At 69.0% G+C, this 18742-nt stretch carries 17 protein-coding genes; 7 read left to right on the forward strand and 10 right to left on the reverse strand.

All coding sequences use genetic code 11. The features are described 5' to 3' along the window. Window positions 1-3: 3 nt before the first annotated feature. The 3 genes from BLW44_RS09455 to BLW44_RS09465 form a co-directional block, all read right to left on the reverse strand. The gene (locus BLW44_RS09455) at window positions 4-699 is read right to left on the reverse strand and encodes an SPFH domain-containing protein (RefSeq protein WP_060928183.1); all 696 of its coding nucleotides are present in this window, start codon (window positions 697-699) and stop codon (window positions 4-6) included. Between the two features lie 138 nt (window positions 700-837). Beyond that, entirely contained in the window at window positions 838-2280 is a 1443-nt protein-coding gene (locus BLW44_RS09460) for a glycerol-3-phosphate dehydrogenase/oxidase (RefSeq protein ID WP_074731740.1), read from the reverse strand. Continuing rightward, window positions 2277-2885, reverse strand: coding sequence for a TetR/AcrR family transcriptional regulator (locus tag BLW44_RS09465; protein WP_060928069.1), 609 nt, complete (start codon window positions 2883-2885; stop codon window positions 2277-2279). The genes BLW44_RS09460 and BLW44_RS09465 overlap by 4 nt, the downstream gene beginning before the upstream one ends. Before the next feature lie 20 nt (window positions 2886-2905). On the opposite strand from BLW44_RS09465, the gene BLW44_RS09470 reads away from it, so the two are divergent. The 3 genes from BLW44_RS09470 to BLW44_RS09480 are packed head-to-tail and all read left to right on the forward strand — an operon-like array spanning window position 2906 to window position 7084. Next, window positions 2906-4528, forward strand: a complete 1623-nt coding sequence (locus BLW44_RS09470; RefSeq protein ID WP_245647464.1) for an FAD-binding oxidoreductase — start codon at window positions 2906-2908, stop codon at window positions 4526-4528. Window position 4529: 1 nt separating this feature from the next. After that, window positions 4530-5438, forward strand: a complete 909-nt coding sequence (locus BLW44_RS09475; protein ID WP_060928070.1) for a diacylglycerol/lipid kinase family protein — start codon at window positions 4530-4532, stop codon at window positions 5436-5438. Next, window positions 5435-7084 carry a GMC oxidoreductase gene (locus BLW44_RS09480; RefSeq protein WP_060928086.1) on the forward strand — a complete coding sequence of 550 codons (1650 nt, stop codon included), beginning with the start codon at window positions 5435-5437 and terminating at the stop codon, window positions 7082-7084. Before BLW44_RS09475 ends, BLW44_RS09480 begins: the two co-directional genes overlap by 4 nt. Window positions 7085-7132: 48 nt before the next feature. Here the strand turns inward: BLW44_RS09480 and BLW44_RS09485 are convergent, their stop codons facing one another. The 4 genes from BLW44_RS09485 to BLW44_RS09500 form a co-directional block, all read right to left on the reverse strand. Further along, a complete protein-coding gene (locus tag BLW44_RS09485) occupies window positions 7133-9292 on the reverse strand; it encodes a 3-hydroxyacyl-CoA dehydrogenase NAD-binding domain-containing protein (RefSeq protein ID WP_060928071.1) in 2160 nt (719 codons plus the stop codon). A 5-nt stretch (window positions 9293-9297) separates the two neighbouring features. After that, window positions 9298-10503, reverse strand: a complete 1206-nt coding sequence (locus tag BLW44_RS09490; RefSeq protein WP_060928072.1) for a thiolase family protein — start codon at window positions 10501-10503, stop codon at window positions 9298-9300. Between the two features lie 73 nt (window positions 10504-10576). After that, window positions 10577-11770 (reverse strand): ribonuclease D, encoded by a 1194-nt coding sequence (locus BLW44_RS09495; protein WP_060928073.1) that lies wholly within the window; start codon window positions 11768-11770, stop codon window positions 10577-10579. Further along, window positions 11763-12344, reverse strand: a complete 582-nt coding sequence (locus tag BLW44_RS09500) for a DUF3000 domain-containing protein (RefSeq protein WP_060928074.1) — start codon at window positions 12342-12344, stop codon at window positions 11763-11765. The genes BLW44_RS09495 and BLW44_RS09500 overlap by 8 nt, the downstream gene beginning before the upstream one ends. Before the next feature lie 25 nt (window positions 12345-12369). Between BLW44_RS09500 and BLW44_RS09505 the strand changes: the two genes are divergently transcribed. Next, a complete protein-coding gene (locus BLW44_RS09505) occupies window positions 12370-13524 on the forward strand; it encodes an alpha/beta hydrolase (protein WP_060928075.1) in 1155 nt (384 codons plus the stop codon). On the opposite strand, the gene BLW44_RS09510 is transcribed toward BLW44_RS09505, so the two are convergent. Both BLW44_RS09510 and BLW44_RS09515 read right to left on the reverse strand, forming a co-directional pair. Next, on the reverse strand, window positions 13508-13939 hold the full coding sequence (locus BLW44_RS09510) for a SufE family protein (RefSeq protein WP_060928087.1): 432 nt from the start codon (window positions 13937-13939) through the stop codon (window positions 13508-13510). The two genes, BLW44_RS09505 and BLW44_RS09510, sit on opposite strands and share 17 nt — an antisense overlap. A gap of 19 nt (window positions 13940-13958) precedes the next feature. After that, the gene (locus tag BLW44_RS09515; protein WP_060928076.1) at window positions 13959-14852 is read right to left on the reverse strand and encodes a sulfurtransferase; all 894 of its coding nucleotides are present in this window, start codon (window positions 14850-14852) and stop codon (window positions 13959-13961) included. A gap of 146 nt (window positions 14853-14998) precedes the next feature. Here BLW44_RS09515 and zapE point away from each other — a divergent pair, with 146 nt between their 5' ends. The 3 genes from zapE to BLW44_RS09530 all read left to right on the forward strand — a co-directional run bounded on the left by zapE (window position 14999) and on the right by BLW44_RS09530 (window position 18008). Further along, window positions 14999-16051 carry a cell division protein ZapE gene (gene zapE / locus BLW44_RS09520; RefSeq protein WP_060928077.1) on the forward strand — a complete coding sequence of 351 codons (1053 nt, stop codon included), beginning with the start codon at window positions 14999-15001 and terminating at the stop codon, window positions 16049-16051. Window positions 16052-16167: 116 nt separating this feature from the next. Next, on the forward strand, window positions 16168-17406 hold the full coding sequence (locus BLW44_RS09525) for an ammonium transporter (RefSeq protein WP_060928078.1): 1239 nt from the start codon (window positions 16168-16170) through the stop codon (window positions 17404-17406). A 20-nt stretch (window positions 17407-17426) separates the two neighbouring features. Continuing rightward, the gene (locus BLW44_RS09530; RefSeq protein WP_060928079.1) at window positions 17427-18008 is read left to right on the forward strand and encodes a type II toxin-antitoxin system PemK/MazF family toxin; all 582 of its coding nucleotides are present in this window, start codon (window positions 17427-17429) and stop codon (window positions 18006-18008) included. Here BLW44_RS09530 and BLW44_RS09535 read toward each other — a convergent pair. Then, window positions 17987-18652, reverse strand: a complete 666-nt coding sequence (locus tag BLW44_RS09535) for a Pr6Pr family membrane protein (RefSeq protein ID WP_060928080.1) — start codon at window positions 18650-18652, stop codon at window positions 17987-17989. The two genes, BLW44_RS09530 and BLW44_RS09535, sit on opposite strands and share 22 nt — an antisense overlap. Window positions 18653-18742 lie beyond the last annotated feature (90 nt).

The raw sequence follows: 18742 nt of genomic DNA on the forward strand, positions 1-18742 counted from the left end.
CTGTCAGTTGAGTGCGTGCAGCGCTGCGGCGACCTCCGCGCCCCGATCCGAGTCACGCAGCGCGGCGGAGAGCAGGTAGCCGTCGGTGAGCGCATCGCCGGTGACCATGACGCGCACGAGCTCCACACCGCACGCACGACGCACCTCGTCGGCGCTGGCGGCGATGACCCGCGTGCTGATCTCGTCGTTGTGCGGCAGCTCGGCACCGTCGAGTCCGCGGATCACATCTCGCAGTGCCGCGCCGACGATGTTCGAGGCGCGCTCCTTGACGTTCACGACGTCGAGCTCGAACACACGCAAGTCACGGCCCGTGGGTATCGGGCGCCATTCGAACGACGCATGGACGCGATGCTGATGACCTCCCGCGCCCGTCATCTCCCTGGCCGGCAGGTCCGTCGCCCTGCATCGGACGTCGATCAGCTTGTACCAGTAGAAAAGCGGGAAGGCGCCGTGGGAGCCGGGGTCGAGGACGACCACCTCGCCGACCGCGCCGCCCCGGGAGGTGGGACGACGCTGGGGGCGATTGCGGATGATCGGCTTCCCGTTGCGGGTGCGGATCGCCGCCCACCCCTCATCCACCGTCACGATGAAGATCTTCAGAAGCGCCGGTACCACCAGCAGGATCGTCAGGATCGCGGTGCCGGTCTTGAAGAGACCGGACATCCCCTTGCCGCCGAGCATCGAGAGGAGCATGTCCATGACACCCACTGTGCACGGTGCGGCGGGGCGATCGCGCCGCCGAAGCTCCGCGCGCGACGGTGTTCATGCGCTGTTCCGCGCGCGTTCGCCGTCGTGCCGTGCAGCGGATACGCACGGGGAGCCGCAGGCTCGGCGGCGTCAGTCGAGTGTGTCGAGCGCCTCGCGCAGCAGGGCATCGACGCGGGGCGCGGCGGCGTCCCTGTCCGAGCGGACCAGTCCGATCCGGGTGCGCCGATCCAGAACGTCATCGACGGTCATCGCGCCCTCGGCGCGCACCATGAACTCGACCTGGGCGCGTGAGATGGATTCGTCACGCTGGTCGGTCTTCGGGGGTGCGGTGTCGGTCAGTCGCACCGACGACGTCCGACTCGCCGGCGCGCTCAGGCCCCGGACTGTCGAGGCGAGGTCCACAGCATCCTCCGCCATCCGCCGGTAGGTGGTGAGCTTGCCGCCGAGGACGGTCACGAAACCCTCGTCAGCCGCGGCCACGAGGTGTCGTCTCGAGATGTCGGCCGTGGCCTGCGCCCCGGTGTCGACCAGCGGTCGCAGTCCCGCGAACGCCCCGCGCACCTGCTCGCGGCGGACCGGTTCCGCCAGCACTCTGCCGAGGGTCGAGAGCAGGAATGCGATCTCACTCTCTGTCGGGTCCGCGACGCGCGGCACGGGTCCCGGCGCCTCTTCGTCGGTGAGACCGACGATCACCCTCCCGTCCTGCTGCGGCAGAGCGAAGACGTACCGGCTGATCGACCCCTTGTGAGGGATCGTGAGAGCTGCGGTCGGATGCCCCAGTGCCGCCCCGTCCAGCACGATGTGGGTGCCGCGACTCGGACGCACCGTGATCGAGGGGTCGAGACCGCCCGCCCAGACTCCGGTCGCATTGATCACGCTCCGTGCGCGTATCTCGAATCGCTCTCCCGTCAGAGCGTCCTCGGCCGTCGCCCCGTCGGCTCGGAGCGCGAGCGCGCGCACGCGGGTGAGGATCCGCGCGCCGTGGCTCGCCGCGGTGCGCGCCACGGTCACGACCAGGCGGGCGTCGTCCACCAGCTGGCCGTCGTACGAGAGCATCCCGCCGCGCAGGCCTCCGGCCTCGAGCGCCGGTACGAGCCGGCGGGCGGTGCGGGCCGACACCGGATGCGGAGCGGGCAAGGTCCTTCGCGGCGTGCCGGCCCTGAGCCGGAGCAGATCGCCCATCGTCATGCCGGCGACGCCGGCGGCTCGCTGTCGTGCCGATACCGACGGGCTGAAGGGCAGGAGCTGCCCCAGCGGTCTGATCAGATGCGGCGCGATGACGGTCATCAGCAGATGACGCTCACGCGCGCTCTCCTCGGCGGTGGCGACGTCGCCCGTCGCGAGGTAGCGGAGTCCGCCGTGCACGAGCTTCGAGCTGAACCTGCTCGTGCCGAAGGCCAGGTCCTCTGCTTCGATCAGGGTGACCCGAAGGCCGCGCGAAGCCGCATCGAGTGCGGTGCCGACTCCGGTGATGCCTCCGCCGACCACGAGGACGTCTGCGGTGTCGGAGCCCGACCTCCTCAGCTCGATCGCCCGACGCGCGACGTTGAGGTCGGGGGAGTCCGTGGTCATGGTCGCAGCAGCCCGTCCAGCGCCGCCCGCAGCTCGCGCTCCCAGGCGGTCTCGGAGAGGAGGTCGGACACGGTTCCGTGCGAGAGGACCGCGGATTGGGCGATGAGCAGGAGCATCACCGCGATCTCGTCCGGCTCACCGCGGCGCACCGTTCCACTCTGCTGAGCTGCGGCGATCGCCGTGGCGAGCCACTGCAGGATCAACCGCTGACTCGAGCCGACGCGCTGCAGGGTGTATCGCGTGAAGACCTCGGGTTCGTCCTCGAGCAGTCGCCCGTACACGTCGTCGGCGCGGAAGAGCGCGGAGAAGCGGAGCACATCGTCGACGAGGGTGTCACGGCTCTCGGGCGGCACGGGGAAGTGCGCGAGCACTGCGGTGACGCGCCGGAGCAGCGCGGCGCGCACCACGTCGTCGGCGTCGCTCCAGCTGCGGTAGATCGTCGGTCTACTGTGGCCCGCCCGTCGGGCGAGTTCGGCGATCGTCACATCGTGCACACCCCTGCGGCCGATGAGATCGTCGGCGGCGTCGAGGATGCGCGACTGCGTGGCATCCCACCGCGGAGCTTCCGGCGACAGCGGGTCCGTGCGTGCTTGACGTTCTTCCATGATCTGTCACACTGTAACGCATGGGCGAGGAGAACGGCAGAGCTGCCGGACCGACCGAGATGCGGTGGAACGGGTGGGGCGACCCGGCACGAGAGAAGCCGCTTCCGCGCGCCGTGCGCGTGCTCCTCCCGATGCTGCTCGGTCGCATCCGCCGCCCGGAGGATCCCGTGGAACTGCACGAGGTGCGGGTCGACCCCACCGCGCTGGATGTCGAGGATCTGAGCGCGCTGGGTGCCGTCGTCGGCGTCGAGCACGTGGACGTCACCCCGGAGGCCCGGATCCGGCACTCCGGCGGTCGCTCGACCCCTGATCTGCTCCGCACGCGACTGCGCGACCAATCCGTGCCGGATGCCGTCGTGTCGCCGGGAAGCCATGACCAGGTCGCGGCAGTCCTGCGCCTCGCCGCCTCTCGGCAGATCGCGGTGATCCCCTACGGCGGGGGAACGAGCGTCGTCGGAGCACTCACTCCGGAGCGCGGCGAGCATCGGGCCGTCGTCAGTCTCGATCTGCGACGCCTGTCGGGGCTCATCCGTATCGATGAGATCAGCGCGGAGGCTGTGCTGGCAGCCGGGACGACGGGTCCGGATGCCGAGGCCCTGCTCACCGCACACGGGTACGAGCTCGGCCACTATCCGCAGAGCTTCCGCTACGCCACCATCGGCGGGTTCGCCGCCGCTCGGTCGTCAGGCCAGAACTCCGCCGGTCACGGGCGTTTCGACGCGATGGTGACCGGCATCCGCGTCGCGACCCCCACCGGCGATCTCGAGCTCGGCAGGGCACCGGGTTCTGCCGCGGGCCCCGACCTCGTCCGGGTGTTCCTCGGCTCCGAGGGCATCTTCGGGGTCATCACGGAAGTACGGGTGCGGATCCATCCTGTGCCGCGCGATCGGCTGGTCGAATCGTGGACGTTCCCCGACTTCGCGAGCGGCGTCGACGGACTGCGACGGGTCGCACAGCACGGCGGCGGCCCCACCGTCGTGCGACTCTCCGACGAGGCCGAGACGGCCGTCAGCCTCGCGCAGGTCGGCAGGATCGGCAAGGCGTTCGCCAAGGGCGCCGGCGTCGTCACCGTGTATGAGGGGGACGGCATCCCCGAGAGGAGGGCGCGCACCGCAGCGCTGATCGCGGCCGCCGGGGGAACACCCTCGGGCGAGAGCGCGGCGGAGGAGTGGGTCGACGGCCGCTTCGACGGCCCCTATCTCCGTGACGCGCTGCTGGATGCCGGGGTGTTCTGCGAGACGCTCGAGACCGCCACGACGTGGTCGAATCTGCTGGCGCTCCGCACGGCCGTCACCACCGCGCTGAGCGCCGGGTTCGCGCATGCCGGCGCCAGGTCGCACGTGCTCTGCCACGTCTCGCACATCTATCCGACAGGCGCGTCGCTGTACTTCACGGTGCTCGCCGGCATCCGCTCCGACCCCCTGGGGGTGTGGGATCAGGTCAAGGCGCGAGCCAACGACGCGATCCTCGCTGCGGGCGGCACGATCAGCCACCACCACGGAGTCGGACGCGATCACGTGCCGTGGCTCGCGCAGGAGATCGGGGACACCGGCATGCGCATCCTCGGCGCGATCAAACGCGAGCTGGACCCTGCGGGGATTCTCAACCCCGGCGCCCTGATCCCGTCGGAACGGCGGTCCTGAGGTGTCGCAGCACATCGCGGTGCTGACGAATCCCTTCGCCGGAAAGGGGCGAGGCGAGCGCGAGGCCGAGGCGGCGATCGCCCATCTCCGCGCTCGCGGTGCCGCGCATCGCGTGTATGTGGGGGAGTCGTCCGCCACGAGCCTCCTGCTCGCCGCCGAGGCACTCGCCGAGCAGCCGCGAGTGCTGGTCGTCGTCGGCGGAGATGGCACGCTGTCCGGCATCCTCGACCTCGTCTGCGCGGCTGCGGTGCCGGTGGTGCTCGTCCCTGCGGGCACAGGCAACGACCTCGCCAGGGCCCTCGGCCTGCCACGTCGCGATCCGGTCGCCGCCGTCGAACTCGCGCTCACGGGAGTGCCGCGGGCGATCGACGTCGGCGAGATCCGTACCGCGGAGCGCAGCTCGTCGTTCCTGACCATCGCGGCGCTCGGATTCGATGCGAAGGTGAGCGACCGCACGAACAGACTGCAGTGGCCGCACGGCGTGCTGCGCTACTACCTCGCGCTGTTGATCGAGTTGTTCCGGCTGCGCCCCATGGACTTCGTCGTATCCGTCGACGGCGGAGCCGCGCTGCAGTCGCCTGGCACTCTCGTCGCCGTGGGCAACACTGAGAGCTATGGCGGGGGGATGCCGCTGTGCAGGGGCGCGGAGCCGGACGACGGACTTCTCGACGTCGTGCATGTGCGGCCGCTGACGAGGGCCAGGCTCCTCCGACTGTTCCCGCTCCTGCTCCGCGGCACGCACCTGACCCGTCGGGAGGTCACCCATCGCGAGGTGACCTCGGTCACGGTCAGCGCTCCGGGACTCGTGGTCTACGCCGACGGTGAGCGCCTCGGCGAGGACGAATGCACGATCGGGGTGCGGCCGGCCGCTCTCACCGTGCTCGTGCCGGCGGATCCGGCCGGTCGATGAGGAAGACGGAGGCGGCCGGCCGGGAGGCGGAGTTCGACGAGGACGTCGTGATCGTCGGCTCCGGCTTCGGCGGTTCGGTGGCGGCGCTGCGGCTGGTCGAGAAGGGCTACCGGGTGCGCGTGTATGAGGCGGGGCGACGCTTCGAGGATGCGGACTTCGCACGGACGAACTGGAACGTGCGCCGGTACCTCTGGGCGCCGGGCATCGGCTGCTACGGCATCCAGCGCATCCATCGCCTGCCGCACGTGATGATCCTCGCGGGTGCGGGGGTCGGCGGCGGATCGCTCAACTACGCGAACACGCTCTATCAGCCGGGCGCGGCCTTCTTCACGGATCCGCAGTGGCGGGAGATCGCGGATTGGGAGAGCGAACTCGCGCCGCACTACGCGACAGCCAAGCGCATGCTGGGCGTCGTGGAGACGTACCCGCACACGGGCCCCGTCGAGCGCATCATGGCGGGTGCCGCCGAGGACCTCGGCGTCGGCGACACATTCCGGCGCGCGCCGGTGGGCGTGTGGTTCGGCCGACCGGGCGAACGCGTCGCCGACCCGTTCTTCGGCGGAGAGGGCCCGGAGCGCACCGGCTGCACCCTGTGCGGCAACTGCATGGTCGGATGCCGGGTCGGCGCCAAGAACACCCTCATGAAGAACTACCTGCCGCTCGCCGAGAGACGCGGCGCGGTCATCGAGGCGCTGCGCACGGTCACGGAGGTGCGGGAGCTGCCCGAGGGCGGCTTCGCCGTCACCACGCAGCGCAGCGGCGCGTGGATCCGGCACGGGCGGCATACCGTCCATGCCCGCCAGGTCGTGCTCGCAGCAGGCACCTGGGGCACCCAGCAGCTGCTGCATCGGATGCGACGAGACGGCGCGCTTCCTCGGGTCTCCTCGGCGATCGGTCGCCTGACACGGACCAACTCCGAGGCGCTCGACGGCGCCGTCGCCACCCGGGTCCCCGCGTCTCTGGAGCTTGCTCGAGGCGTCGCGATCACGACCTCGTTCCATGTCGATGAGCGCACGCACGTCGAGAACGTGCGCTACGGACCCGGTTCGAATCTGATGGGCGCGCTCGCGTCGATCCTCGTCCCCGGAGACTCGGGAATCGCGGTCCGGCTTCTCAGACTGGTCGCACGAGCGGTGCGGGCGCCGGTGCGACAGCTCCGGCTCGGATCGCTGCGGCGATGGAGCGAGCGCGGGATCATCGCCCTGGTCATGCAGACCGAGGACAACTCCCTCACGCTGTCACTGCGTCGGCGATGGGGTCGGACGGTGATGACGAGCGCGCAGGGCCACGGAGGACCCAATCCGTCGCACCTGCCGCAGGCCCACCGTGCCGCGGAAGCGATCGCGGCCCGGATGCAGCAGGAGAGCGGCGTGCCCGCCGAGGCCAGGGGGTCGTGGCCCGAGGTCTTCGGCATCCCGCTGACCGCGCACTTCCTGGGCGGCGCCGTGATCTCCGACTCGCCCGACACGGGAGTCGTCGATCGCTACCACCGGGTCTGGGGACACCCGGGGCTGCACGTGGTCGATGGAGCTGCCGTCCCCGCGAACCCCGGCGTGAACCCGTCGCTGACGATCACGGCGCTCGCGGAGAGGGCCATGTCGTATTGGCCCCGGTCCGGCGAGGTCGATCCGCGCCCCGCGCCCTGAGCACGCAGAAGGGGGCCGCGCCGAGCGCGACCCCCTCCATGCTGTGGATCAGCGGCTCTCGATGCCGCGGATCTGCGGGGTGTGGAAGTCTCCGCCGAATGCGCGCTGCGAGGCACCTTCGCGATCGAGGTACGGCGAGGCGCCGCCGTCGATGAACGGCCAGCCGGCGCCGAGGATGAGGCAGAGGTCGATGTCCTCGACCTCTGGCACCACGCCCTCGTCGAGCATCAGCTTGATCTCGCTCGCGAGACCGTCCTGCACGCGCTGCAGGATCGTCGCCGCGGATGCGGGATTCTTGCCGACGGCGGGCTTGAGGAGCTTCTCGGCCTGCTTGGTCCAGCCGGTCACCCGTCCGCCCTTGTCCTTCTCGACGACCGCATCGAGCTCAGCGAGAGCGTGGAAGTTCTCGTTGGCGTAGAACCGGTCGGAGAACGCGGTCGCCATGGTGTCCTGCACGTGGGCGGCGACCTTCCAGCCGACGAGGTCGATGAGCTGGAACGGCCCCATCGGCAACCCGAGGGGAGCGAAGGCCTTCTCGACGTCGGCGATCGGTGTGCCCTCGTAGACCGCACGAGCGGCTTCTCCCATGACCTTGGCGAGGAGGCGGTTGACGACGAAGCCGGGGGCGTCGGCGGTCAGCACCGCGTTCTTGCCCAGATTCTTCGCCACAACGAAGGCCGTCGACAGCGCGGCCTCGGAGGTCACGGGCGTCTTGACGATCTCGATGAGAGGCATCACGGCGACAGGGTTGAAGAAGTGGAACCCGACGAGGCGCTCGGGGTGAGCGAGCTTCGCGCCGATCTCCTCGACCGACAGCGACGAGGTGTTCGTCGCGAGGATCGCGTCCTCGGCGATGATCTTCTCGATCTCGCCGAACACCTGCTGCTTGACGCCGACCTCCTCGAACACGGCCTCGATGACGAAGTCGCAGTCCGCGTAGAGGCTCTTGTCGGTGGTGCCGGTCACGAGCGCACGGAGCTTGTTGGCGGAGTCCGCGTCGAGGCGGCCCTTCGCCTCGAGCTTGCCGATCTCCTCGTGGATGTAGGCCACTCCCTTGTCGACGCGCGCCTGATCCAGATCCGTGATCAGGACCGGCACCTGGAGCTTGCGCACGAACAGGAGGGCGAACTGGCTGGCCATGAGGCCCGCACCGATGATGCCGACCTTCGTGACCTTCTTGGCCAGCTGCTTGTCCGGCGCGCCGACGGGGCGCTTCGCGCGCTTCTGCACCAGGTCGAACGCGTACATGGATGCGGCGAACTGGTCGCCGGTGACGAGATCCGCGAGCGCTTCGTCCTCACGGGCGAAGCCCTCCGCCTTCGTACCGCTCTTGGCCTTGTCGAGCAGCTCGAGCGCCGCGTACGGCGACTTCGGAACGGTGCCGATCTTCGACTCGAGCATGCCGCGCGCCATCTTGACGGCGATCGGCCACTTGGTGAGCCGCTCCATCTTGCCCGGCTCGTTGCGGCGCTCGACCTTCTTGCCGCCGAGTACTGCATCGGCCCAGGCGAGCGAGTTCTCGAGGTAGTTCGCGGCCGGGAAGATCGCGTCGACGATCCCGAGATCGAACGCCTGCTGCGGCTTCAGCATCCTGTTCTGCTTGAGCGGATTGGAGATGACGACCTCGAGCGCGTTCTCGATGCCGATGAGGTTCGGCAGCAGGTACGCGCCACCCCAACCGGGGATGATGCCCAGGAAGACCTCGGGCAGCGCGATCGCGGCCGCGGAGGAGTCGACCGTGCGGTAGCTGGAGTTCAGGGCGATCTCCAGCCCGCCGCCGAGGGCGAGTCCGTTCACGAAGGCGAACGAGGGGACACCCAGCTCGCCGAGCTTGCCGAGCACCTTGTGTCCGAGTTGGGCGATGAGGCGGGCGTTGTCGCGCGAGCCGACCTTGCTGATGTCGGACAGGTCGGCACCGGCGGCGAGGATGTACTGCTTGCCGGTGATGCCCACCGCCTGGATCTCCCCGGCGGCGGCGCGGCTGGCGAGAGCGTCGAGCGTCTCGCCGAGCGCGGTGAGCGTCGCGGGTCCCAGCGTGTTGGGGCGGGTGTGATCGCGTCCGTTGTCGAGCGTGATCAGGGCGAGCACCTTGCCGGAGGCGAGGCGGATGTCACGGACCGGCGAGTGCGTGATCACCTCGCCCTCGGTCAGCGCCTGGATGGGGGAGAAGTCGACGTTCGCGTACTGTTCGGAGACCGAGTGTGCCATCGGGACTACTTCCTCTTCTTGCCGTCGAAGTGCGGGTTCTCCCAGATGACGGAACCGCCCTGGCCGAGACCGACGCACATCGCCGTCAGGCCGTAGCGCACGTCGGGACGCTCCGCGAACTGGGCCGCGAGCTGGATCATCAGACGGACTCCGGATGCCGCGAGCGGGTGCCCGAGGGCGATCGCGCCGCCCCACTGGTTGACCCGGGGGTCGTCATCCGCGATGCCGAAGTGATCGAGCAGCGAGATCACCTGGATCGCGAACGCCTCGTTCAACTCGAACAGGCCGATGTCGTCGATCGTGAGTCCGGCCTTCTTCAGTGCCTTCTCGGTCGAGGGGATCGGGCCGATGCCCATGATCTCGGGCTGCACGCCGGCGAAGGCGAACGACACCATGCGCATCTTCGGGGCCAGGCCGAACTCCTTGACGGCACCGCCGCCGGCGAGGAGTGACATCGTGGCGCCGTCGGTGAGCGGCGACGACGTGCCGGCGGTCACGCGACCGTGTGGACGGAACGGCGTCTTGAGGGCTGCGAGGTCCTCCATCGTCGTCTGAGGGCGTCGGCCCTCGTCCTCGGTGGCGAGACCCCAGGCCCCGTCAGCGCCCTTGGTCGCGACGGAGACGAGGTCCGGCTGGATCTTGCCGGCGTCGTAGGCCGCCTGCACCTTGTGCTGGCTGAGCATGCCGAACCGGTCGGAGCGCTCCTTGGTCAGGTGCGGGAACCGGTCGAAGATGCGCTCAGCCGTGACGCCCATGTTGAGAGCGCCGGGGTCGACCATGCGCTCCGCGACGAACCGGGGGTTCGGGTCGGCGTTGCCGCCGATCGGGTGGTGTCCCATGTGCTCGACGCCGCCCGCGAGGGCGAAGTCGTACATGCCGACGCCGATCGAGGCTCCCATGGTCGTCACGCTGGTCATCGCGCCGGCGCACATGCGCTCGACGGCGAGGCCGGGGACGGTCTGGGGGAGTCCGGCGAGGATCGCCACGGAACGTCCGAGTGTGAGTCCCTGATCGCCAGTCTGGCTCGTTGCCGCGATCGCGACATCGTCGATGCGATCAGCCGGCACGGCGGCGTTCCGCTCCATCAGGCCGATGGTCGCCTTCACGGCGAGGTCATCTGCGCGGGTGTTCCAGTACATGCCCTTTTCGCCGGCGCGCCCGAAGGGGGTGCGCACTCCATCGACGAAGAAGACGTCCGAGATCTCGGCCACTCTGCCTCCAAGTTTGTGCGGTGGCCTCAGTCTATGGAGGCCCCGAAACGGGGAGGAATCGGTTGGATCGAACCTACGAAGCCGCTGCGGGCGCTTCGTCGGGCGTTTGCGCGGCCTCTACAAAGGCCTCCGCGATCTTCTGTGCAGTCTGTGCAATCTGCCAGGGGCGGGCACCGAGCGTCGCAAGCGCTTCGCCGATCGCTTCGGGGGTCGTGCCGGGGACATCCCAGGCCACGCGGCGCAGGTGATCGGGGGTCAGGAGGTTCTCGGTCGGCATCCCGAGCTCTTCGGCCGTCGCCTCGATCAGAGGGCGTGCGGCCTTCAGTCGGGCATCCGCCTCCGGGTTGCGATCCGACCAGGCGCGCGGCGGCGGCAGCGCGTCGCTGGGGACCCGCTCGCGCGGGAGCTCCTCGGTCGTCCGTCCGTCGACCATCGCCTGCCACCAGCGGTCGAGCTGGGTGCGGCTCGCGCGGCCCTGGAACTCCTTGATGCCCGCCAGCGCCTGTTTGCTCTGCGGGTTCGCCAGCACGGCGGCGATCAGCGACCGGTCGGGGACGAGTCGGCCGGGGGAGACGTCCTGGTCCTGGGCGTAGGCCTCGCGCGCCTGCCACAGCGACCGTGCGACCGCGAGGTTGCGGGCACCCCGCACCTGGTGGAGTCCGCTGAGCCGACGCCACGGATCTTCCCGCGGGGGCTTGGGAAGTCGGGTCAGAGTCGCGGCGAATTCCTCGGCCGCGAACTCGGTCTTGCCCTGCTCCTCGAGCTCCGCCTCCAGCACCTCGTACACATCGATGAGATGCAGCACATCCAGTGCCGCGTACTCGAGCCAGGCCGCGGGCAGCGGACGGGTCGACCAGTCCGCTGCGGAGTGCTCCTTCTTCAGTGTGATGCCGAGGGCGTTCTCGACGACAGCCGCGAGACCGACGCGCTCGTGACCCAGCAGACGCGAGGCGAGCTCGGTGTCGAAGATCGACGGCGGCAGGAGGTCGAGCTCGCGCAGCGATGGGAGATCCTGGCTCGCGGCATGGAAGATCCACTGCACGTCGCCGATCGCCGCCTGCAGCGGACTGAAGTCGCCCAGCGCGGGAGGATCGAAGAGGAAAACACCGGCATCGCGACGGAAGACCTGCACGAGGTAGGCGCGCTGCGAGTAGCGGAATCCGGATGCCCGCTCGACGTCGACGGCCACAGGACCCGTGCCCGCAGCGAGTGCGGCGCACGCCGCATGGAACTCCGATACGTCGGAGATCACGGAGTATTCAGTCACGTGCTGCCTTTCGCGCGCCGATCACGGCGATGCCCTCGGAACCGGGCGGAAGACCCGCCAGCATTCCGACCAGCTCGACCCATGCTTCGACGTGCGGTCGGAACGGGCCCTCTGGAGTCCAGGACGCCCTCAATTCTATCTGCGCACCGTCGCCCTCGTCGGCGAGGCCGCCGAACCCCTTGGACAGGGTCTTGGTCGACGTGCCGGATGCGGAATGGTAGACGGCGTCCCCGGACTCGAGGGCATCCACCAGCCACGACCAGGTGACGTCGGCGAGCAGCGGGTCTGTGCCGATCTCGGTCTCCAGAGGAGCCTGCGCGAAGATCACGATCCGCCAGTCCCCGTCCCAGGCCGCGGGGCCCTCGGGGTCGTGGAGCAGGACGAAGCGGCCGGTGCCGTACGCGGACTCGCCCTCGTCGTCCGGGCGGACGTCCGCGGCCAGCGCGAGGGCGTGCGGGGCGAGGCCCTGCGGAGTGGGGATCTCGCGGATCGTGATGTCCGAGCGGAACGTGAGATCACGGAGCTCGGCCACTGCGGCGTCGAAGAGGGTCCCGGCATCGGGGTGTGCGGTCACGGCAACAGGCTAGAGTCAGGAAGCGATGAAGAGTCTCAGGCACGCCGTTGCGCTTCTTGTCCCTGCACTGATCGCGCTCGGGACCGCGATGGCCCTGCTCGTTTTCAGCGTCGCCCGCCGGGTGGTCATCCCCGCCAGACGCCCCGCCGACACCGAGATCCTCGCGGTCGACACCGGCGCCCAGACGATCGAGCTCACGCGCACCCCCGACACGGAGCTCCCAGGCCGGTACGGGCTGTTCACTTCCGGCACGCACGGCTACGTGAAGCTCGGGGCCGTGCTCGGCGCCGATGCCACCACGGTGCGCCGCAAGCTGCTCACCCAGATCGAGCCGGGCTCGCAGGTCGACCGCAGCGCCGCGTTCAGCGGCTGGTACTACTCCACCCCGAGCGAGCTGCACCTGCCGTGGGAGAACGTGCTGATCGGGTCACCGGCCGGTCCATGCCCTGCGTGGCTCTTCTCGGCGGAGTCGACCACCTGGGTGATCCAGATCCACGGCAGAGGAGTGACGCGCGCCGAGTGCCTGCGTGCGGTGCCCGTGCTGCACGCGGCCGGATTCCCGAACCTCGTGGTCTCGTACAGGAACGACGGCGAGGCACCGCGCAGTCGCAGCGGCGCCTACGCGCTCGGGGCGCACGAGTGGCGTGACGTGGATGCTGCCATCTCGTTCGCCCGCCGCCGGGGCGCAGAGCGTGTGATCCTGATGGGATGGTCGATGGGCGGCGCCGTCGCGCTGCAGACAGCGGTGAACTCGGGCAACCGCGATCGCATCGCCGGTCTGATCCTCGAGTCGCCGGTCGTGGACTGGCGCTCTGTACTGCGCTTCCAGGCGCGCGAGGCGGGGATGCACGCTCCGCTGCCCGACCTGGCGATGAGTGCGCTCTCGCTTCCGCTCACGGCGCGGCTCAGCGGCGCGGACGGGGCGATCCCGTTCGACAGCCTCGACATGGTGGCCCGCGCCGACGAGCTGAGCGTTCCGATCCTGATCCTGCACAGTGACGATGACGGGTTCGTGCCTGCAGACGCCTCCCACGCTCTGCAGGCGGCTCGCCCCGACCTCGTGACGATGCCGGCGTTCTCGGTCGCACGCCACACCAAGCTCTGGAACTACGACGAGGCGGGCTGGAGCGCCGCGATCACCGACTGGCTCGCGGAGCAGGGGCTCAGCGCTTCTGCCTGACCTGCTTCTTGGCGCGCATCAGCATTCCCGTCATCCCGCCGATGCGCAGCGGAGACACGGCCTTCGTGAGCCCGATCGACTGCGGGTAGTCGTCGGGGATGGCCAGCACCTCGTCGGGTGTGAGCCCCGTGATGCCCTGCACCAGGATGCTCGCGAATCCACGCGTCGTCGGAGCCTCCGGCGGCGCGGTGGCATGCATCGTGACGACGCCGTCGTTCACCTCGACGTAGATGTAGACGGGGGACTGGCACTCGGCGACCCGCTCGCACATCTCGGGGTGGCTCGCCACCTCCTCCGACACCTCAGGTAGCTCGTCCGAGAACTCGAGGAGCAGCAGCAGGCGCTCGGCCTCCGGGGTCTCCAGGAAGGCGTCGCGGATCTCGGCGAGAGTGTCAGGAACGTCGCTCGTGCTCATCCCCGACATTCTTCCACGATCAGAGGGAACCGGGCTCCGCTCCGGTGACGATGGGAACGCGCACGGCGCTGCCCCACTCCGTCCACGATCCGTCGTAGTTGCGCACGTCGTCGAAGCCGAGCAGGTGCTTGAGCACGAACCACGTGTGGCTCGATCGCTCACCGATCCGGCAGTACGCCACAACGGGGTCGCCGTCCTTCAGACCGGCGCCGTCGCGGTAGATGGCGTCGAGCTCCGCGCGGGGGCGGAAGCCGCCATCCTCGGCCACGGCCTTCGCCCACGGAACGCTCTGCGCGGTCGGGATGTGGCCGGCGCGGAGCGTGCCCTCCTCCGGGTAGGCGGGCGCGGTGGTGCGCTCACCGCTGTACTCCTCGGGGGAGCGCACATCGATCAGAGGGCTGCCGATGTGAGCGAGCACGTCGTCCTTGTAGGCGCGGATCACCGAGTCGTCGCGTTCGACGATCGGGTAGTCCGTGGGCGTGACGGTCGGGGCCTCGCGGGTGATCTCGCGGCCCTCGGCGATCCAGCGGTCGCGCCCTCCGTCGAGCAGGCGCACGTCCTCGTGGCCGAACAGCGAGAAGACCCACAGTGCATAGGCGGCCCACCAGTTGTTCTTGTCGCCGTAGATCACCACGGTGTCATCCCGCGAGATGCCCTTGCTGCTCAGCAGCTTCGCGAATCCCTCGCCGTCGACGTAGTCGCGCACGACCGGGTCGTTGAGCTCGGTGTGCCAGTCCACCTTGACCGCACCGGGGATGTGGCCGGTCTCGTACAGCAGCACGTCCTCGTCGGACTCGACGACCACCAGGCCCGGCGTTCCGAGACGCTCGGCGAGCCATTCGGTGCTCACGAGACGGCCGGGTTCGGCGTACTCGGCGAACTTGGACGAAGTGGTGTCGAACTCGATGGCCACAGGGATCTCCTCAGACGGTGAGCGGCGATTGTGCAGGGCATGACGGCGTAATGTGGAGCCGATACTTCGACGATAGATCCACGCCGTGCGCGCTGCACCCGATTCGTAAGACTTCGACACAGGTGCGCACCCGACACAGGACCGTGATGACCGACACGCCCAGCCGCACGGGCATCGTGCACCTGACCGATCGCCAACCCACCGTCACCGGCCCCGAGATGCTGGCCAGCCTCACGCCGCCGCCGCAGTTCGACGGGGCGACCTTCGAGAGCTACCGAGCCGACTCCTCGTACCCCTCGCAGGAGGAGGCGAAGGAGACGCTGACGCGGTTCGCCGGTCGCGGTGGCGGCCCGATCAAGCGTGGCGGGTTCTTCAGCCGCGCGAAGAAGGAGCCGGAGATCAAGCCCGGCGTGTACCTCGACGGCGGATTCGGTGTCGGCAAGACGCACCTGCTCGCGTCGATCTATCACGCGATGCCGGCCCGCCGGAAGTACTTCGGGTCGTTCATCGAGTACACCGCTCTGGTCGGAGCCCTCGGCTACAAGAACACGGTGGACCTGCTCAAGGGGGCGGACCTGCTGTGCATCGACGAGTTCGAGCTCGACGATCCGGGCGACACGATGGTGATGACCCGGCTGATCGGTGAACTCGTGCCGACCGGCACGAGACTCGCCGCGACGTCGAACACCCCGCCCAACGCGCTCGGAGAAGGTCGCTTCGCTGCACAGGACTTCCTTCGTGAGATCCATGCGATGTCAGACAGCTTCCAGACGATCCGCATCGACGGGGTCGACTTCCGTCAGCGTGCGCTGGACGGGCACGCGGTCGTCAGCGATGCGGACGAGTACGCGCAGACCGTGCAGCGGGGCGGCGAAGCAGGGATCGCATCCGACGACTCGTTCGTCGACGTGATCCGGCACCTCGCCCGGGTGCATCCGTCGCGCTATCTCCGGGTGATCGAAGGACTCGACCTCGTCGGTCTGCGCGATGTCCAGGTGCTGACCGATCAGTCGGAGGCGCTGCGCTTCGTCGCGTTCGTCGACCGTGTCTACGATGCGCAGATCCCGATCGTCGCCACGGGTGTGAGCCTCGACCAGGTGTTCGCGCAGGAGATGCTCGGCGGCGGATACCGCAAGAAGTACCTGCGTGCTATCTCCAGACTCAATGCACTTACACACGCGGAGCGCAGTGTCGCGTAACGCGATGTTCACATGCGGGGCGCGGCTGTAACGCCACCGCAACAAACTTCACGCATTCCGGAAATCGGGCCTCGTCACACTGAAGCTCTCAGTTTCCCGAATTGTGAGGTTTGACTATGGATGCTCCAGGCAACATCTCCTGGGCGATCACCGCGACCGCCCTCGTTCTGCTCATGACGCCCGGCGTCGCCTTCTTCTACGGCGGTCTCGTCAAGGCCAAGAGCGTCGTCAGCATGATGATGATGAGCTTCGGCTCGATCGGTCTCGTCGCCGTTCTCTGGATCCTCTTCGGATTCTCGATGAGCGCGGTGGACAGCCCGACAGCCTTCGCCGGCAACCCCTTCGCCGACTTCGGCCTCTCGAACCTCGCCGCCGGTGAGGACTCGAACGTGGCCCTGCTCGGAGTCGCGTACGGCGCGACGTTCGCGATCATCACGGTCGCGCTGATCTCCGGAGCGATCGCCGACCGCGCGAAGTTCGGCAGCTGGCTGATCTTCGCCGGCGTATTCGCCACGGTCGGCTACTTCCCGGTCGCCGCATGGGTCTGGGGCGGCGGATGGATCATGAATCTCGGCACCACCCTCTTCGGTGAGGACAGCGGAATCGGCGTCATCGACTACGCCGGTGGTACCGCGGTGCACATCAACGCCGGTGCCGCGGCACTGGCCCTCGCGATCGTCCTGGGCAAGCGAATCGGCTTCCAGAAGGGCATCCTCAAGCCGCACAACGTCCCGCTGACCCTTCTCGGCGCAGCGCTGCTGTGGTTCGGCTGGTTCGGCTTCAACGCCGGAGCCGAGTGGCTCGCGGAGGACATGGGCGGCGTCGGACTCATCGGCCTCAACACGCTCGGCGCCACCGCTGCGGCGATCCTCGGCTGGATCCTCATCGAGCGCATCAAGGACGGCAAGGCGACGTCCGTCGGAGCAGCCTCGGGAGCCGTCGCCGGTCTCGTCGCGATCACCCCGGCCTGCGCCAACCTCACGCCCGGCTGGTCGCTGCTGCTCGGTGCTGTCGCCGGTATCGTCTGCGCACTCGCGGTCGAGATGAAGTTCCGTCTCGGCTTCGACGACTCGCTCGACGTCGTCGGCATTCACCTTGTGGGCGGACTCATCGGAACGCTGTACCTCGGCCTCTTCGCGACCGGCACCGGTGTCTTCGTCGGCGGCGACCTGCGTCAGCTGGCCGTGCAGGCCATCGCCGCACTCGGTGTGCTGATCTACTCGTTCGTCATCGCGTTCATCATCGGCTTCGCGATCGAGAAGACGATCGGGTTCCGCATCACGAGTGAAGACGAGATCGCCGGCGTCGACCAGGTCGTCCACGGCGAGGAGGGCTACGCACTCGCAGATGCGTGACCTGCCGTTAGGGTGACCGTGTGAGCACAAGCAACGGCATCCTGGCAAGACTCGCGGAGATCCTTCTCACCGCACTGGGATCGGACCGGGCGTCCAGGACGAGCAATCGTCCCGGACGCCCGGTCTCGCGTGTACGGACCTCCGGTGACGCGCGTCCGGATGCGGCAGAGTCCGCGCGGGGACAGCGTTCGGGGACGGGCACTGTGCGGGTCGACCCTGATGCGATCGACGACCTGCGCATCGACTACGCGCCCGACAGGGACGGTGCTCCCGATGCCGGAGAGATCGTCTGGACCTGGGTGCCGTACGAGGAGAACGACGGCAGGGGCAAGGATCGTCCTGTCCTCGTGATCGGGCGTGAATCTCGAGACCGGGTGTACGCGGTGCGGATGACCAGCAGACCGCACGACGGCGATCGCGACTACCTCACGATCGGCACGGGCGACTGGGATTCGCAGGGACGCGAGTCCTGGGTCGACATCGAGCAGCTCTACAGCGTGCACGAGAGCGGACTGCGCCGCGAGGCCGCCGTGCTTGATCACTCTCGCTACGGGCGCGTCGCGGCCGCGCTCTCCGCCCGCTACGGCTGGGCGAGCGTCTGAGTCTGCCGGGCTCGGCGTGAGGTTCGCGTCGAGCGGCGCGGCAGTCGGGTGAGCGCCCAGACGCCCGCTCCAGAGACGAGCAGCGCGGCGAGCAGGCCGACGACATGCGCGACGAGCGAGAGCGCGCCGCGCTCGGGGAGCAGGAAGCCGTAGGGCACCCATCCGTCCGTGACGCCGCGGATCAGGACGACGAACAGCCACAGCGCGGGGTAGGGGAGCACCATCCAGAGCTGCCGCCACGGAAGCCGCGTGCGATCGGGCGCGAACACCCAGTCGATCACGAGCAGTGCAGGGAAGAGCGTGTGGAGCGCGAGACTCACCCATGCGGGCGCACTGCCTGTCCCCGGGACCAGGACGTTGTAGACGACGCCGACGATGATCATGCAGGACACCGAGACGGCGCGAACGGTGGTCAGCACCGGCGACACCGCACCGCCGCGCAGGGCGAGGACACCGGCACCGATGAGGGCGGCGGCGGTGAGCAGACTCGTCAGGTTGGTGAAGTAGCCGAAGTAGTCGAAGAGGCTGGCGCCGCGGGCGGGGATGCCGATGGAATACGTGTACGAGAGGATGCCGATCACTGCCGCGCCCGCCACGATGCGCGCCGCCGCGATCGATGGCGGTGCAGGTGAGGTGTGCGTCATCCCCTCAGGCTAAGTGGACCCGACGGGCAATCCGTTTCGCGCGGCGCTGCGAACCAACTGTGAGTCGCAGTAAGCGGCACCACCAAGGAG

This window comes from Microbacterium hydrocarbonoxydans, assembly GCF_900105205.1.
In the GTDB taxonomy this organism is placed as follows: Bacteria; Actinomycetota; Actinomycetes; order Actinomycetales; family Microbacteriaceae; genus Microbacterium; species Microbacterium hydrocarbonoxydans.

Coding starts and splice junctions, on each gene's coding strand:
- BLW44_RS09480 (WP_060928086.1), top strand. CDS start 5,435: ATGAGGAAGACGGAGGCGGCCGGCCGGGAGGCGGAGTTCGACGAGGAC.
- BLW44_RS09505 (WP_060928075.1), top strand. CDS start 12,370: ATGAAGAGTCTCAGGCACGCCGTTGCGCTTCTTGTCCCTGCACTGATC.
- zapE (WP_060928077.1), top strand. CDS start 14,999: ATGACCGACACGCCCAGCCGCACGGGCATCGTGCACCTGACCGATCGC.
- BLW44_RS09455 (WP_060928183.1), bottom strand. CDS start 699: ATGGACATGCTCCTCTCGATGCTCGGCGGCAAGGGGATGTCCGGTCTC.
- BLW44_RS09465 (WP_060928069.1), bottom strand. CDS start 2,885: ATGGAAGAACGTCAAGCACGCACGGACCCGCTGTCGCCGGAAGCTCCG.
- BLW44_RS09470 (WP_245647464.1), top strand. CDS start 2,906: ATGGGCGAGGAGAACGGCAGAGCTGCCGGACCGACCGAGATGCGGTGG.
- BLW44_RS09525 (WP_060928078.1), top strand. CDS start 16,168: ATGGATGCTCCAGGCAACATCTCCTGGGCGATCACCGCGACCGCCCTC.
- BLW44_RS09460 (WP_074731740.1), bottom strand. CDS start 2,280: ATGACCACGGACTCCCCCGACCTCAACGTCGCGCGTCGGGCGATCGAG.
- BLW44_RS09535 (WP_060928080.1), bottom strand. CDS start 18,652: ATGACGCACACCTCACCTGCACCGCCATCGATCGCGGCGGCGCGCATC.
- BLW44_RS09510 (WP_060928087.1), bottom strand. CDS start 13,939: ATGAGCACGAGCGACGTTCCTGACACTCTCGCCGAGATCCGCGACGCC.
- BLW44_RS09485 (WP_060928071.1), bottom strand. CDS start 9,292: ATGGCACACTCGGTCTCCGAACAGTACGCGAACGTCGACTTCTCCCCC.